Below are 15873 nucleotides of genomic sequence, written 5' to 3'. Positions count from 1 at the left end.
CGCCCCTCATCCCGCTGCCGCGACCTTCTCCCCGCAAGCGGGGCGAAGGAGAATCGGCATCAGCACGTGGCGTCGAAACAAATTCCATGAGCGGTGCCATCGTGTTAGTCCTCTACGGCGCCGCGCGTCTTATCAGACGCGCAAAGGTCGCTGTAGCACTTTGATCTGCTGCATGTTTTTGTCCTTAATCGTATACGATAAAAGGAAACATGCAGCAGACGGTGATGTCCTTTGATCGCGAGCACCCAGCCATGACCACGGCCTTCCTCTCCCATCTCCGTTCGGAACTCGAAGGCCTCAAGCAGGCCGGGCTCTACAAGTCCGAGCGTGTCATCACCTCCAAGCAGTCGGGCGAGATCGAAGTCGCTTCCGGCGAGCGTGTCCTGAATTTCTGCGCCAACAACTATCTCGGCCTCGCCGACAGCGAGGAGCTTGCACAAGCGGCGAAAAGCGCGCTCGACCGTTACGGCTACGGCATGGCGTCGGTGCGTTTCATCTGCGGCACGCAGGAGGAGCACAAGGAGCTCGAAGCGCGCATATCCTCCTTCCTCGGCATGGAGGACACGATTCTCTATTCCTCCTGTTTCGACGCGAATGGCGGTTTGTTCGAGACGCTGCTGGGCGAGGACGACGCGATCATCTCCGACGCGCTGAACCATGCCTCGATCATCGATGGCGTGCGCCTCTCCAAGGCCAGGCGCTTCCGTTATGCCAACAACGACATGGCAGCACTGGAAGAAGAGCTGAAGAAGGCGGAAGGCAGCCGTTTCAAGATGATCGCCACCGACGGCGTCTTCTCGATGGACGGCATCATCGCCAATCTCCAGGGCGTTTGCGATCTCGCCGAGAAATACGGCGCAATGGTCATGGTGGACGACAGCCATGCGGTCGGCTTCGTCGGCAAGCATGGGCGCGGCTCCGCCGAACATTGCGGCGTCGAAGGACGGGTCGATATCATTACCGGCACGCTCGGCAAGGCGCTTGGCGGCGCTTCGGGCGGGTATACGTCGGCGAAGGCCGATGTCGTCGAGTGGTTGCGCCAGCGATCGCGGCCCTATCTGTTTTCCAATACGCTCGCGCCCGTCATCGCCGCCGCTTCTCTCAAGGTTTTCGAGCTGATCGAAAACGGCGACGCTCTGCGCAACCGCCTTTACGCAAACGCGGCGCTCTTCCGGAGCGAGATGTCCGGCCTCGGCTTCACGCTTGCCGGCGAGGGCCATCCGATCATTCCGGTCATGCTTGGGGATGCGGCGCTCGCACAGGAGATGGCGGCGCGCATGCTGAAGAAGGGCGTCTACGTCGTCGGCTTCTCCTTCCCGGTGGTGCCGAAAGGGCAGGCCCGCATCCGCACGCAGATGTCCGCCGCGCACAGCGAAGCGGATGTCCGCCGTGCCATCGCGGTCTTCGAGGAGGTGGGCCGCGAACTGGGCGTGATCTAATTGGCACAGGCGAGGATCGAGCGATGACCAACATGATGAAGGCACTGGTCAAGACGAAGCCGGAGGTCGGGCTCTGGATGGAGCGCGTGCCGGTGCCGGAAGTCGGGCCGAACGACGTCCTGATCCGCGTCAGGAAATCGGCGATCTGCGGTACCGACGTCCACATCTGGAACTGGGATCAATGGGCGGAGAAGACGATCCCGGTGCCGATGGTCGTCGGACACGAATTCATGGGCGAGGTCGTCGAGGTCGGGCCAGCCGTGAGCAAGCATCATGTCGGCGAGCGGGTTTCCGGAGAAGGTCACATCGTCTGCGGCAAATGCCGCAATTGCCGCGCGGGCAGGGGGCATCTCTGCCGCAACACGCTCGGCGTCGGCGTCAACCGCCCCGGATCCTTCGCCGAGTTCGTCTGCCTTCCCGAATATAATGTCGTGTCGATCCCCGACGACGTGCCGGACGAGATCGCCGCAATCTTCGATCCCTTCGGCAACGCCGTGCATACGGCGCTCTCCTTCGATCTCGTCGGCGAGGACGTTCTGGTCACCGGTGCCGGGCCGATCGGCATCATGGGGGCGATGGTGGCCAAGCGTTGCGGTGCCCGCAAGGTGGTGATCACCGACATCAATCCCGTTCGTCTCGATCTCGCGCGCAAGCTCGGCATCGACCACGTCGTCGACGCGTCGAAGGAAAATCTTGCCGACGTCATGCGGGTGATCGGCATGACCGAGGGCTTCGATGTGGGGCTGGAAATGTCGGGCGCGGCGCCCGCTTTCCGCGACATGATCGACAAGATGAACAATGGCGGCAAGATTGCGATCCTCGGCATTGCGCCGGCGGGCTTCGAGATCGACTGGAACAAGGTCATCTTCAAGATGCTCAACCTCAAGGGCATCTATGGCCGCGAAATGTTCGAGACCTGGTACAAGATGATCGCCTTCGTCCAGGGCGGGCTCGACCTCTCGCCGATAATTACCCACCGTATCGGCATCGACGATTTTCGCGACGGCTTCGAGGCGATGCGCTCGGGCAATTCCGGCAAGGTGGTGATGGACTGGTAGACGGAGCCGCAGCCGCGATCGATTGCCAGGGCATTCTTCCGGAAAAACCGTGCAACCCTTGTCTTTCTTTGGGGCGCTCCTACATGTTGAGCGAAAGCTGATAAACAGCGCAAAAACCCGTCCATGAGCGTTTTTTGCCAATTTAGGCGGTTTTTCGCCGGAAACGCTTGACGGGATCAAAAATTCTGGGAATCACCATTTCAAGCAGAAATGGCGACATGGTACGGCGGATAGGAAATCATGCCAGGGACGTTTCAGTGGCAGGACTGTCGAAGCTTGCCCGTTCATCGCTGTCGTGGTTAATCAGGAATTAAATATCATCCCGTTACGTCAGGGGAAATAATCGGTGGCGGGTACGCGGCGTGCCCGGACCTCCGAGTGGCATTGATTACCGGGCGCCGGCCGGTTGCGACAAGGAAAGCGACGAATAAATGGCAACAAAAGTCAAAGAAAACGAAGAAGCCGACGTTGAACGTGAAGGTGCACCGGACGGTCCGCTTCTCGATCTTTCCGACGATGCTGTCAAGAAGATGATCAAGGCCGCCAAGAAGCGCGGCTATGTGACCATGGACGAGCTCAACTCCGTTCTGCCCTCCGAAGAAGTGACTTCCGAGCAGATCGAAGACACGATGTCCATGCTTTCCGACATGGGCATCAACGTCATCGAGGACGAGGAAGCCGAGGAGGCTGCCGCCAGCGACGACGATGACGGCGCCGACGAGGGCGAAAGCGAAGGCGGCGAACTCGCGCCTGCTAGCGGCACCGCACTTGCAGCCAGCAAGAAGAAGGAGCCGACCGATCGCACCGACGATCCGGTGCGCATGTATCTGCGCGAGATGGGCTCCGTGGAGCTTCTCTCGCGCGAAGGCGAAATCGCCATCGCCAAGCGTATCGAGGCCGGCCGCGAAACGATGATTGCCGGGCTCTGTGAGAGCCCGCTTACCTTCCAGGCGTTGATCATCTGGCGCGACGAGTTGAACGAGGGCCAGACGCTGCTGCGCGAGATCATCGATCTCGAGACGACCTATTCCGGCCCCGAGGCAAAGGCTGCACCGCAGTTCCAGAGCCCGGAAAAGATCGAAGCCGACCGCAAGGCGGCGGAAGAGAAGGAAAAAGTCCGCAGGACCCGAACTGCGGCGAACGACGACGACATCACCAATGTCGGCGGCGAAGGCCAGGCACCCGAGGAAGAGGAGGAGGACGACGACGAGTCGAACCTCTCGCTCGCCGCGATGGAAGCGGAACTGCGCCCGCAGGTGATGGAGACGCTCGACGTCATCGCCGAAACCTACAAGAAGCTCCGCAAGCTGCAGGACCAGCAGGTGGAAGCGCGCCTTGCCGCGACCGGCACTCTGTCGCCGGCGCAGGAGCGCCGCTACAAGGAGCTGAAGGACGAGCTGATCAAGGCCGTGAAGTCGCTGTCGCTCAACCAGAACCGCATCGACGCCCTGGTCGAGCAGCTCTACGACATCTCCAAGCGCCTGACGCAGAACGAGGGCCGCCTCCTGCGCCTGGCCGAATCCTATGGCGTCAAGCGTGAGGCGTTCCTGGAGCAGTATTCCGGCGCCGAGCTCGATCCGAACTGGATGAAGTCGATCAGCAATCTCGCCGGCAAGGGCTGGAAGGAGTTTGCCAGGGCCGAGAACCAGACGATCCGCGACATCCGCCAGGAGATCCAGAACCTTGCGACGGAGACCGGCATTTCCATCGCCGAGTTCCGCCGCATCGTATCCATGGTGCAGAAGGGCGAACGTGAAGCGCGTATCGCCAAGAAGGAGATGGTCGAAGCCAACCTTCGTCTGGTGATCTCGATCGCCAAGAAGTACACGAACCGCGGTCTGCAGTTCCTCGATCTGATCCAGGAAGGCAACATCGGTCTCATGAAGGCGGTCGACAAGTTCGAGTATCGCCGCGGCTACAAGTTCTCGACCTATGCCACATGGTGGATCCGGCAGGCGATCACCCGTTCGATCGCCGACCAGGCCCGCACGATCCGCATTCCGGTGCACATGATCGAGACGATCAACAAGATCGTCCGCACCTCGCGCCAGATGCTGCACGAGATCGGCCGCGAGCCGACGCCCGAGGAACTGGCGGAAAAGCTCGCCATGCCGCTCGAGAAGGTGCGCAAGGTCCTGAAGATCGCCAAGGAGCCGATCTCGCTCGAAACGCCGGTCGGCGACGAGGAAGATTCGCATCTCGGCGATTTCATCGAGGACAAGAATGCGTTGTTGCCGATCGATGCGGCCATTCAGGCGAATCTGCGCGAGACGACCACGCGCGTGCTCGCCTCGCTCACGCCCCGCGAGGAGCGCGTGCTGCGCATGCGTTTCGGCATCGGCATGAACACCGACCATACGCTGGAAGAAGTCGGCCAGCAGTTCTCGGTTACCCGCGAACGCATCCGGCAGATCGAAGCGAAGGCGCTGCGCAAGCTCAAGCATCCGAGCCGTTCGCGCAAGTTGCGCTCGTTCCTGGACAGCTGATCCCTAGACCTTTTCATCGATGACAAAGCCGGGCCCAGTGCCCGGCTTTGTTATTTCGGCTCTACTCCCGGTGCAAAACCGTACGTCATTTTCCTCGAATTGCTTTATACTTTGCGTCCCGAGGCCGCACATGAATGCGCGAATGCGCGCCGGCCTTTTTCAGATACAGGGCATCTTGAGCGCCTTCGGCCGAAGGCGGGATGCTTTGCGGGAGGTGTGAGATGACGACTTACGTTCTGCTTCTCAATTGGACTGAGCTCGGTATCAGAAATGTGCGCGAGTCCCCGAAGCGGCTCGACGCGGCAAGGAGGCAGCTCGAGGAGATGGGCGGTTCCTTCAAGGACTTCTACCTGACGATGGGCGAACACGACATGGTTGCGATCTGCGAAGCGCCTGACGACGCAGTCGCTGCGCGGTTCGCTATCACGCTCGGCATGAACGGCAATGTGCGTACGCGTACGCTGAAGGCCTTCCCAGAGGCCGCTTACCGCGAACTGATCGGCACGCTCTGAGAGAGCGCTTCCGGATCGCCCCTCATCCGCCTGCCGGCACCTTCTCCCCGCAAGCGGGGCGAAGGGGACTCGTGGCGCCTGCCGCAAATATTCTCCCCCACAAGGGGGGAGACGACAAGCGGCTTGACCTTCACCTATCCCAAACGATGCCGTCGGCAGACCGTATTGGAAGCGAAAGCCAGGCGGTTTCTCTCCGTGGCAACGGCTCCCGCCAGAGGAGCAGATCCGCATATGCCCTAGCCCGCAAGCGAGCTCGAGGGTTATTCCTCGGGTTAAAGGGGGTAGTGTGCTGAAGGTTCTGCAAATTCACTGAGAGAGGCGGTCATGGCAGGCTGGTGATGTTGACGTCACCTGATTCCCTGGAAGGAACGCCACCATGACCAAGACTGAAGGTAGGACAGCCAGCGCCGCCGTCAAAGACATTTTGCTTTCGAACCCCGATGGGCTGCGCGAGGTGATCCGCACGGTGATGCAGGAGGTGCTGGAAGCGGAGATGGACGAGGCGCTGGGAGCTGCGAAAGGCGAGCGCACGCCGGAGCGGCTCGGCTACCGTTCGGGCCACTATGGCCGCACGCTGATCACGCGGGTGGGCAAGCTCGAGCTGCGGGTGCCGCAGGATCGCTCGGGGCACTTCTCCACCGAATTGTTCGAACGCTATCAGCGCTCCGAGCGGGCGCTGGTGGCAACCTTGGCGGAGATGTATGTGCAAGGGGTGTCGACGCGGAAGGTCAAGGCGATCACCGAGGAGCTGTGCGGCCATGCCTTCTCGGCGTCATCGATCTCGGCGATCAACAAGCGGCTGGACGAGAGCCTGAAGGCCTTTGCCGAGCGCTCGCTTCAAGAGCCGTTTGCCTACCTGGTTCTCGATGCCCGTTATGAGAAGGTGCGCGAGGCCGGTGTGGTGATGAGCCAGGCGGTGTTGATCGCTGTCGGCATCGACTGGGACGGACGGCGGCAGATCCTGTCGGTCGAGATGGCCGGCCGTGAAAGCCGTTGCGCCTGGAAGGACTTCCTCGTCAGGCTGAAAGGGCGCGGTTTGAAGGGCGTCGAACTGGTGGTCTCCGACGACCATGCCGGTCTCGTCGCGGCAATTGGCGAGGTGATCCCGGAAGCTGCCTGGCAGCGCTGTTACGTGCATTTCCTCAGGAACGCCCTCGATCACCTGCCGCGCAAACATGGCGACGATTGCCTGCAGGAGCTTCGATGGCTCTATGATCGCCGCGACCTTGATGAGGCGAAGGCCGATCTCGCCGCGTGGCTGGGAAAATGGTCGGTCCGCTATCCGCGCCTGACCTCCTGGGTTGAGGAAACCATCGAGCAGACGCTGACCTTCTTTCGTCTGCCGCGCCAGCATCACAAGCACCTCAAGAGCACCAACATGCTGGAACGCCTCAACGAGGAAATCCGCCGCAGAACCTACGTCGTGCGCATCTTTCCCAACACCGAGAGCTGCCTACGCCTCGTCCGCGCGCTCGCCGTCGAAACCCACGAAAACTGGATGGAGGCCAATCGCTACATCAACATGGACGACCTGCGAGAGCACAAGAAACTCGCACTCCGTCAAGCCGCATGACCAGCACGCATGACCGCCCAATTTTGCAGAACTTGACGCACACAACCTTAAAGGGGTGAGGGGCAGACCACCTTCGCCTACGCGTAAAAACCGATCCTTAAGATTTACGTCTTATCAACCTCTCGCAAACGAGAGGTTCCGCGATGCGTTGGGTTTTTGTCGTCGTCCTCCTGTTGTTGGCCGGCTGCGGAACGGTGCCGAGAGAGACCCGGAACGCCTGTGCGGTTTTCGAGCAGCGAGATGGTCTTTTCAACAATTGGCGCCGGGCTGCTTACGCGGCAGAGCGCGAATATGGCGTGCCCGTCCCGGTGCTGATGGCGACGATCTATGCGGAGTCCGGCTTCCGCCATAATGCCAGGCCGCCGCGGACGAAGCTCCTCGGCTTCATCCCGTGGACAAGGGTCTCTTCAGCCTACGGCTATTCGCAGGCGCTTGACGGCACCTGGGCGCGCTACCAGGCCGAGACGGGCCGATGGACGGCGCGCCGGTCGGATTTCGGCGACGCGATCCGCTTCATCGCCTGGTATCACAATCAGAGCCACCAGCGGAACGGCATCGCCCTGAACGACACCTACAGGCTCTATATCGCCTATTATCACGGCCACAGCGGCTATGCCCGCGGCAACTGGAGCGATACGGCAAAGGCCGGCGCCAAGAGAGCATCCGGCATGGCCGCGAACTACGCGCGCCAGCTGCGCGGCTGCGGCTCGTGACGCGAGCGGGTGACGGCAGCCATCAAAATGTCGTTCCCCTGTCGGAACCTGTGCTCTTCGATCGTCCTGGTGATGTCTTTCAACACGTGGAGGAGACGAAAATGGCGTATGTGGACGGTTTTCTCGTTGCAGTACCGACGGCCAACATAGAGGCCTACAAGAAGCTGGCGAGCGCGGCGGGCGCGGTGTGGAAGGAGCATGGCGCGCTCAATTACGTCGAATGCCTCGCAGACGACGTGCCCTATGGCGAACTCACATCATTCCCGCGCGCGGTTCAGGCAAAGGACGACGAGACCGTCGTCTTCTCGTGGATCGTCTACCGGTCGCGTCAGGACCGGGACGCGATCGTCGCCAAGGTGATGGCGGATCCGAGACTCCAGGGCGACGAATGGAAGTCCATCTTCGATGGAAAACGCATGATCTATGGCGGGTTCGAGCCCTTTCTCGAATTATAGGATCGGCGTTGCCGGCTGCTGTACGATCCGCCCATCATGGAGCGAACCGGATGCCGGGCGGGCCCCGTACGTCTCTGGACAAGCGGGGCCACACAAAGCAGGCGGAGGGGGAATGGCGCAGACCGTCATAACCATATCCACGAAGGGGCAGGGGCTTTACGAGTTCACCGCCGAGGCTGACGGCTTCGTGCGTGCGTCCGGCGTGGCCGAGGGATTGTTCACGGTGTTCGTCCGTCATACTTCCGCTTCGCTGATCATCCAGGAGAACGCCGATGCGGACGTGAAGCGTGATCTCCATGCCTTCTTCCACCGGCTGGTGCCGCCGTCCTCCGATCCCTCGATGAGCTGGGTCGTCCACACCATGGAGGGGCCGGACGACATGCCGGCGCATATCAAGGCGGCACTCACGCAGGTTTCGCTCGGCATTCCCGTCATGCAGGGGCGCCTGGCGCTTGGAACCTGGCAGGGGCTTTATCTCTTCGAACACCGCGACCGGCCGCACCGCCGCGAGATCGTCCTGCATCTCGGCAGCTGACGAGGCGCAGGTCCGGCAGTAACCGTCCGGGCGGACGTTGCCATTTTCTCTTTCCGCGCCGCCCGCGCTCTGCGGTAGAGTGAAGCGGAGGCCAATTCGGAGGAGAGAATGACAGACGCCCAGACGATAGCCAGCCATTTCATCGAAGCTCTGAACGACCGCGACTTCGACACGCTTTCACGCCTCGTCGGCGAGGACGTCGCGTTCGACTCGCTGACCGGGGAGCGGACCCTCGGCGCCGGCGCGCTCAGGAGCTGGGTGATGAATTATTTCCGCCATTTCGACGAGAGCTTCGGCGACGTCGTGTTGATGCGAGACGCCGCCGGTGAGCGCGTGGCGGCGGATACGACCGCGCGCGGCACCTACCGCGAGACGATGGCCGGCTTTCCCGAAGCCTCCGGTCAGGCCTATTCCATTGCGAGCGTCTTCGTCTTCGAGATCGAGGACGGCCTCATTGCGCGCCTCAGCCACTACCGCAATAGCCGCCTCTTCGAGCGGGAGCTCGCGGGTTGAGCCCGATCTAGCCGTTTGACCCAACGCACCTCCGGACGGAAAACCGTTACAAATTTTTCCTGGAAGTACTCTTTCCTGCCGGATCAATAACTTAGCCTGCCGGAAAGCGCCGGGGGATGAAGCGATTCGTCGCGCGTCAGGGGCGTGATCAACCTGAATACTGCATGAACGGAGGGTTCCGGTGCCGTTCAGTTTGGCCGGCCTATGTTTGCCTCAATCGTCAACCAGAACCGCTTCGTCACACCGGAGAAAAGCAATGAAAAAGTTCCTCGTTAACGCCGCCGTCGCTGCCGTGATCGGATTGACCGGTCTGGTTTCCACGGCCTCGGCTCAGTCGCTCACCCTGGAATTGGGTCCGGGCGGCGGCGTCCACTACCGCGACCACGACCGCCACGACGACTGGCGCGATCGCCGGCACTACGACCGCCGCGACCGTCGCGGTCGCTGTGCACCCGGCCTCGCGGTCGACAAGGCACGCGACCGTGGCCTTCGCCGCGCCTATGTTGCGGATGTGACGGGTCGCCGCGTCGTCGTCGAAGGCCGCCGTCACGGCCACCGCCAGGCGATCGTTTTCGCCAACGCCCGCGGATGCCCGATCATCGGCCGCTGGTAAATCCACGGATTTCCGTCCCGTTCCCCCGGCCGACGGAAATGGAGCCCTCACGCCCTGGCGTGGGGGCTCTTTGCTTTGCGACCGCGTTACTGATTGACGGCGAAGGTCACGTTGACGGTGACGTTGTAAGCATTTTCGCCGGTCGCCATCGGAACCGAATCGGCGGCGGCAAATTCCTTGGCCATGCTGCGGACCACGGGGATCGGCTCGGGCCGGGAGGGCTGCTCCGCGATCTCGATCACGCGTCCGAGCGAGACCCCCGCCGCCTCGGCCAGAACCTTGGCCTTGTTGATGGCGTCAGCGACCGCGGCTTTGCGGGCTTCCGTGATCACGGCATCCGGCTTGTCGTTGGTGAACTCGATCCCGCCGCCCTGATTGACGCCGAGGGTGACGGACTTGTCGAGGATCTCGCCGAGCTGCCCCAGATCCCGCACGCGCACGCCGACGCCGTTGACGACCTGATAGCCCACCAGTTCCGGCGGCCGATTACCGCCGTCATTGTTCGGCGGATAGTGATACTGGGGATTGATCGAGAAGCCGCTCGTCTGCAGATCGCGCTCGGCGATCCCGGCCTGCTTCAATGCCGAGAGCACGTCTGCCATCGCCTTGTTGTTGGCATCGAGCGCTTCGCGCGCGGTCTTGGCGTCCTTGACGACGCTGAGCTGCAGGATCGCCATATCCGGAGCGGTCGTCGAGCGGCCCTCGCCGGAGACCTTGATCACCGCCTGACGGCCCCTGACGCCGTCCGGACGCCCCTTGCCATCCCCCTTGCCGGCGGTGCTCTCCTGCGCCGCCGCTGCGGCTGCAAAGGCACCGGCAAAGGCGGCTGCGACTGCGGCGACATGAACGGTACGGGCAATGCGTGTAGAAAACATGGACGTTTCTCTCCGGTTGTTTATCCTCGATTCCATGCTTACCGATTGTGTAGCTATTGCGGCAATGGCTTGTCGGCAAAAAGGTTTTACGCTAGAGCCTGCACAGCGGACTGCCATTGGTCCGCAACCGCCGGCGAAGACGGCAGGGCCTGTAGCTCAATGGTTAGAGCCGGCGGCTCATAACCGCTTGGTTGGGGGTTCGAGTCCCTCCGGGCCCACCAAACCTTTAAAAATCAAATACTATCGGCATTTCTTCAGTTAATTTTACGGCGGGAACGCAAACCCCAGATTGTGGTGCCTTCCGCTTCTGAACTCTTGCTCTACCATTGGTTACGGTCGCTTTATTTTTCAATTACTTATGTAAGCCATCCGGACTCACCAAACCTTTATTGACCCGCAGTCCGCGCGGTACTCTTCGTCTTGGCGGGGCTATTTTTATTCCGGCAATAGCCGGCCGCACACGCGCGTCCACGGGTTGCCGGGGTGCATTGGGGCCTCGTGAGGCAAAACGGATAACCCCATTATAAAAAAGTGCAAATACTCCATTACTATCCCCTTTGTCTCCTTGATCTATACCTTTTCTATCCGTACATTTGCCGTATGGATTATGAATTTGATCCGGCTAAGAGCGCCAGTAACCACGAAAAGCACGGCATCGATTTCGAGGCCGCCCAGGAGCTTTGGCGTGACGAGCGGTTGCTCGAGGTTCTGGCGAAAACGGAAGACGAGCCGCGCTTTCTGGCAATCGGCAAGATCGGCGGGAAGCACTGGACGGCGGTTTTCACCTATCGCGGATCGGTCCGGCGGATCATATCGGTTCGGCGCGCCCGGAAACAGGAGACGGAATATTATGAAAGCCTCTGAGTTTGATAAGCGCTTTGACGCTGGCGAGGATATCGACGCCGAGATCGACTGGGGAAAGGCGCAGCGGCCCAATCTGGAGGTTAGGCGCGTGAACGTTGATTTCCCCGCGTGGGTGGTTGACGGACTGGACCGGGAGTCTCAGCGCCTCGGGATCACCCGCCAAGCGCTGATCAAGGTTTGGATCGCCGATAAGCTTGGGGCGCATTGATGGGCACACGCAAGGTAGGCCGACAACCCCGCCGTGCGCTGTCGGCCACGACATGCGGGAAAGCGGGGCGGTTGGTTCTGGTCTAAGGGGTGGGGGATAGACCGGCGGCCGGCATTTGCGAGGGTGTTGGGGGCGGCGGGCGAAATACGCGCTAATAAGTACCCATGGGAACAAACAGGGATGTTGGCGCGATGCCTGAACAGAGCTTGCATGAACGTGGCTTTACTCATCGGTTGCCGCTTGCAAATCACGGGATTTCGATTTTACGCCAGCCGGTTTCAGCAATACGCTTCACCGACGAAATGCTGGAGAATCGCTATGAACCGCGCGCTTGCATTCACAGTAGCCGTCCTGACCTGCTCTCCGCTGTCGGCGCAGGCCCAGGACACCTCCATGAGCTTCTTCGTCACCAGCGCAAATCCGGGCAGGGGTGGCGACCTCGGAGGCCTGGCGGGAGCCGACGCATACTGCAATTCTTTGGCGATGGCGAGTGGTTCGACGGGCAAGACCTGGAGAGCCTATCTATCCACCGACACCGAGAACGCCAGGGATCGGATCGGAAATGGTCCCTGGTACAACGCCAAGGGCGAGAAGATCGCTGACGATGTCGCCTCGCTTCACAGCGACAACAACAACTTGTCCAAGCAGTCGGCTCTCAACGAGAAAGGCGAAGTCATTCCCGGCCGTGGCGACAGCCCGAACCGCCACGACATCCTGACCGGCTCGAAACCCGATGGAACCGCCGCACCGGAAACCTGCGGAAATTGGACAATGGGCGGTGCGGAAGGCGCGGCGATCGTCGGCCACAGCGACCGCACGGGCCTGGACGATTCCGATGCGGCGAAATCCTGGAACTCGTCGCATTCGACAAGAGGCGGCTGCTCGAACGAGGCATTCAAGGGAACCGGCGGAGACGGTCTCTTCTACTGCTTCGCAAGCAATTGAGGATAACATGACTGCGCAACGGCTGCCGGTCCATCGTTGACTACGTCGCGCGGACGACCCAAAGCTGCTCACGGCCATAATGAGGCGGCGACCTAGTCACCCGGAACTGTAATTCGTATCATTAATTAAAGTAGTTCTGAAGGATGATGCGATGGTGGGCCGGGTGGCGGACGAGGTTGTTCTGAGCGCGGAAGAACGAGTCTTCCTGGAGGCGCAGGTTCGACGACACAAAGCGGTGCGGTCGCTGTCGGACCGGTGCCGGATGATCCTGCTCTGCGCCGAGGGCCTTCAGAGCAAGGAGGTCGGCGCGCAGCTCGGGGTGCATGAGCACACTGTCGGTGGCGGCGGCGTTTTGTGAAGGACCGGATCGAGGGCCTGACCGACGAATATCGTCCTGGCCGGCCCCGCACGGTGTCGGACGCGCAGGTAGCCGAGGTGATTGAGCGCACGCTGAACAGCACGCCGAAGGATGCCACGCACTGGTCGATCCGCAGCATGTCCGCCGAGATGGGTCTTTCGCACACAACCATCCGCCGGATCTGGGCCGCGTTCGGCTTGCAACCGCATCGGAGTGAGACGTTCAAGCTTTCGACCGACCCGCTGTTTGTCGACAAGGTTCACGACATCGTCGGGCTCTACCTCTCGCCGCCGAACCGGGCTATCGTATTGTGCGTGGACGAAAAATCCCAGATTCAGGCGCTGGATCGGGAGCAGCCGGTGCTGCCGATGGCACCGGGTGTCGCCGAGCGGCGAACCCATACCTACACCCGCCATGGCACGACATCACTGTTTGCTGCGCTCGACATTGCGACCGGTGCCGTGATCGGCAAATGCTACAAGCGCCACCGGGCGACCGAGTTCCTGGACTTTCTCAAACAGATCGACCGGCACATGCCGGAGGGGCCGGACGTGCATATCGTCATGGACAACTATGCCACCCACAAGACACCCAAGATCAAGGCCTGGCTGGCGCGCCGCCCGCATTGGCATGTCCACTTCACACCGACCTCAGCAAGCTGGATCAATCAGGTGGAACGCTGGTTCGCCGAACTGACACGCAAGCAACTGCAACGCGGCGTCCATCGCTCCACCGCTGATCTGGAGGCGGACATCGCCGCCTTCATCGAGGTGCACAACGAAAACCCCAAGCCCTACAAGTGGGTCAAATCCGCCAACGAAATACTCGCATCCGTCAAACGCTTCTGCCAGAAAAGCCAGCAAAAACAATGTGCCGAACTTTAGATTCGGGTGACTAGCATCAATTCATCCGCACCGACGAGGGCGTTTTGGGATGCTCGCAACCAGAGTTCACGCACTTGCAACATGAGGCAATTCGGGCTTGATATTCGTCAGGATTCCCTTTGTCTCTGAAGCAGCCATGCCAAAATTCGACTCCTACGTGATCTGCACTTCTCCGCGCAGCGGCAGTACGCTTTTGTGCAAGCTGCTGGCGGCGACGGGCATCTCCGGGAACCCCGGGTCCTACTTTCATCGCCCCTCGATTGCCGAATGGCTGGCCTACTTCGAACTGGCCGCAGACGCCTCAAGGCCCGAGGCCGATATTCTGGCTACGATATTTCGAGCGGCAATCGCCAAAGGAAGCGGCGATACCGGCATCTTCGGCCTGCGGCTCCAAAGACATAGCTTTGATTTCTTCGTCCAGAAACTGGCAGTCCTGCACCCGGAACGCTCCAGTGATTTGCAACGAATTGAAGCGGCCTTCGGACGGACACTTTTTCTGCATCTCACTCGGCTCGACAAGGTTGAGCAGGCTGTCTCGTTGGTAAAGGCCGAGCAAACCGGGCTGTGGCATGCAGCTCCGGATGGAACCGAGCTGGAACGGACCGCGCCGCCAAGTGCACCTGTTTACAACTCCGATGAAATCCGAACCTGGTACGAGAGATTTGCAGCCTATGACCGGGCCTGGAACGACTGGTTCGAAATGCAAGGAATTGAGCCTTTTCGGATCGCATATGAGGCGCTGTCAGCCGATCCCCTGGGGAGCCTGCGCAAAGTACTGAGCCGACTGGGATTGAAGTGTGAGGCCGCAAGCGGCATCACACCCGGTGTCGAAAAGCTAGCCGACGCCACCAATCATGAATGGGCAACGCGTTTCCGTTTGGAGCACAATGTCGCTTGAATGGTTGACCCGAAGGAGTTCAGGTCAAAAAGGGCATGATATCTACGCCGTCTCCTGGAAAGACTGTAATATGCGGGTGGTCCTGGAACAGCCGCGCCGCGGCCTCGATGCTTTCCGCCTCGACGACAAGGTAGCCGCAAAAGGGGTTCACGGCAGCGGCGACGCCGTCCTTGGTCACGCGCGTCGTCTTGCCCACCATGCCACCACGATCGAGGATGGATGCGGCGTTTCTGTCCTCCCACGCTGCCCACTGTTCCAGGCCGACGGCATCGATCGCGTCCTGCTCGGCCTTGGGCAGGCTGCGGAAAGAGGCGAGGTCTTCGGGCTTCATGGTGTACACGGCTAGAAAACGGGGCATCGGCGCTCTCTTCGTGGTGGTAGATGGGTACAAACTTACACTCTGTGCGGCCGAAGTCACCCGCTTGCCGCCACCAATCGTGGTCGGGAGATAGGCAGCTTCCGGCCCAAAGGGGACTTTCGTTAGATCAGCACTTCGTCGCGACCGTCCCCCAGCCGTTATATCGCAAATTGAAACGCGTTTCGATTTTCAGCGCATTCACAGTCAGGCGATCAATTGTGGAAGGCATGGCATCCGACTGCACCGATAAGTCGATGGCTGTTTCACCGTCCGGCGTTTGCACGGACTGGATGACAGTGAAGCCGAGGTCAGCAGACCGTGCGGAAAACTCTGATACTCCTGACGTAGAGCCAACAAAGCGAAGGTCGATTGAGCGAACAGCAGAAGCGCAATCCCCGTTTCCGCGCAAGCTGGAGAGCACATCAGCGTCAGCCGCTCGCTCGGCCTTCAGCCGAGCCTCATCGACCCCGACGGGATCGAGTATTGCCGCCATAACTACACCGAACAGAATACCTTGAAGCATTCCTTCCAGTAGAGCGGTTTGACTACCGGTGCAACTGATGTGAATTTCGGACGTCCGCTAATG

At 60.8% G+C, this 15873-nt stretch carries 17 protein-coding genes, 1 tRNA gene and 1 pseudogene; 16 read left to right on the top strand and 3 right to left on the bottom strand.

Annotated features, from left to right (window positions below):
* Positions 1-251 precede the first annotated feature (251 nt).
* The 10 genes from PZL22_RS13220 (at position 252) to PZL22_RS13175 (ending at position 9897) form a co-directional block, all read left to right on the top strand.
* Complete coding sequence (locus PZL22_RS13220) at positions 252-1439, top strand: glycine C-acetyltransferase (protein ID WP_003532948.1); 1188 nt, start codon at positions 252-254, stop codon at positions 1437-1439.
* A 23-nt stretch (positions 1440-1462) separates the two neighbouring features.
* The gene (gene tdh, locus PZL22_RS13215; protein ID WP_018095615.1) at positions 1463-2497 is read left to right on the top strand and encodes an L-threonine 3-dehydrogenase; all 1035 of its coding nucleotides are present in this window, start codon (positions 1463-1465) and stop codon (positions 2495-2497) included.
* A 431-nt stretch (positions 2498-2928) separates the two neighbouring features.
* The gene (rpoD, locus tag PZL22_RS13210) at positions 2929-4983 is read left to right on the top strand and encodes an RNA polymerase sigma factor RpoD (RefSeq protein ID WP_003532953.1); all 2055 of its coding nucleotides are present in this window, start codon (positions 2929-2931) and stop codon (positions 4981-4983) included.
* A gap of 221 nt (positions 4984-5204) precedes the next feature.
* Entirely contained in the window at positions 5205-5495 is a 291-nt protein-coding gene (locus tag PZL22_RS13205; protein ID WP_003532955.1) for a GYD domain-containing protein, read from the top strand.
* A gap of 376 nt (positions 5496-5871) precedes the next feature.
* Complete coding sequence (locus PZL22_RS13200) at positions 5872-7068, top strand: IS256-like element ISRm5 family transposase (RefSeq protein ID WP_284718509.1); 1197 nt, start codon at positions 5872-5874, stop codon at positions 7066-7068.
* Between the two features lie 143 nt (positions 7069-7211).
* Positions 7212-7781: a transglycosylase SLT domain-containing protein gene (locus tag PZL22_RS13195; RefSeq protein WP_003537532.1), complete on the top strand. Its 570-nt coding sequence runs from the start codon at positions 7212-7214 to the stop codon at positions 7779-7781.
* A gap of 101 nt (positions 7782-7882) precedes the next feature.
* On the top strand, positions 7883-8236 hold the full coding sequence (locus PZL22_RS13190; protein ID WP_003537534.1) for a DUF1428 domain-containing protein: 354 nt from the start codon (positions 7883-7885) through the stop codon (positions 8234-8236).
* Between the two features lie 112 nt (positions 8237-8348).
* Positions 8349-8771, top strand: a complete 423-nt coding sequence (locus PZL22_RS13185) for a secondary thiamine-phosphate synthase enzyme YjbQ (RefSeq protein ID WP_003537545.1) — start codon at positions 8349-8351, stop codon at positions 8769-8771.
* Between the two features lie 108 nt (positions 8772-8879).
* Complete coding sequence (locus PZL22_RS13180) at positions 8880-9284, top strand: nuclear transport factor 2 family protein (protein ID WP_003537547.1); 405 nt, start codon at positions 8880-8882, stop codon at positions 9282-9284.
* A gap of 256 nt (positions 9285-9540) precedes the next feature.
* A complete protein-coding gene (locus PZL22_RS13175) occupies positions 9541-9897 on the top strand; it encodes a hypothetical protein (protein ID WP_003537549.1) in 357 nt (118 codons plus the stop codon).
* 86 nt (positions 9898-9983) lie between these two features.
* Here the strand turns inward: PZL22_RS13175 and PZL22_RS13170 are convergent, their stop codons facing one another.
* A complete protein-coding gene (locus tag PZL22_RS13170) occupies positions 9984-10772 on the bottom strand; it encodes an SIMPL domain-containing protein (RefSeq protein WP_003537551.1) in 789 nt (262 codons plus the stop codon).
* 145 nt (positions 10773-10917) lie between these two features.
* On the opposite strand from PZL22_RS13170, the gene PZL22_RS13165 reads away from it, so the two are divergent.
* From PZL22_RS13165 to PZL22_RS13140, 6 genes and pseudogenes are all read left to right on the top strand, one after another.
* Positions 10918-10993: transfer RNA gene (locus tag PZL22_RS13165), tRNA-Ile, on the top strand.
* Between the two features lie 379 nt (positions 10994-11372).
* Complete coding sequence (locus PZL22_RS13160; RefSeq protein ID WP_003537553.1) at positions 11373-11636, top strand: BrnT family toxin; 264 nt, start codon at positions 11373-11375, stop codon at positions 11634-11636.
* Positions 11623-11844 (top strand): type II toxin-antitoxin system BrnA family antitoxin, encoded by a 222-nt coding sequence (gene brnA, locus PZL22_RS13155; protein ID WP_003537555.1) that lies wholly within the window; start codon positions 11623-11625, stop codon positions 11842-11844. The genes PZL22_RS13160 and brnA overlap by 14 nt, the downstream gene beginning before the upstream one ends.
* A 318-nt stretch (positions 11845-12162) precedes the next feature.
* On the top strand, positions 12163-12789 hold the full coding sequence (locus PZL22_RS13150; protein ID WP_003537557.1) for a hypothetical protein: 627 nt from the start codon (positions 12163-12165) through the stop codon (positions 12787-12789).
* A 151-nt stretch (positions 12790-12940) separates the two neighbouring features.
* Positions 12941-14031, top strand: a pseudogene (locus tag PZL22_RS13145) (IS630 family transposase).
* Positions 14032-14167: 136 nt separating this feature from the next.
* Positions 14168-14929: a Stf0 family sulfotransferase gene (locus PZL22_RS13140; protein WP_003534163.1), complete on the top strand. Its 762-nt coding sequence runs from the start codon at positions 14168-14170 to the stop codon at positions 14927-14929.
* Positions 14930-14948: 19 nt separating this feature from the next.
* Here the strand turns inward: PZL22_RS13140 and PZL22_RS13135 are convergent, their stop codons facing one another.
* Positions 14949-15287, bottom strand: a complete 339-nt coding sequence (locus PZL22_RS13135; RefSeq protein WP_003534165.1) for a hypothetical protein — start codon at positions 15285-15287, stop codon at positions 14949-14951.
* Positions 15288-15414: 127 nt separating this feature from the next.
* Positions 15415-15780 carry a ribonuclease E inhibitor RraB gene (locus tag PZL22_RS13130; protein ID WP_234841763.1) on the bottom strand — a complete coding sequence of 122 codons (366 nt, stop codon included), beginning with the start codon at positions 15778-15780 and terminating at the stop codon, positions 15415-15417.
* Positions 15781-15873 lie beyond the last annotated feature (93 nt).

This window comes from Ensifer meliloti, from assembly GCF_030064585.1.
In the GTDB taxonomy this organism is placed as follows: Bacteria; Pseudomonadota; Alphaproteobacteria; order Rhizobiales; family Rhizobiaceae; genus Sinorhizobium; species Sinorhizobium meliloti.
The sequence above is the reverse complement of the archived record's forward strand: the minus strand, read 5'-3'. Positions and strand labels throughout refer to the sequence as shown.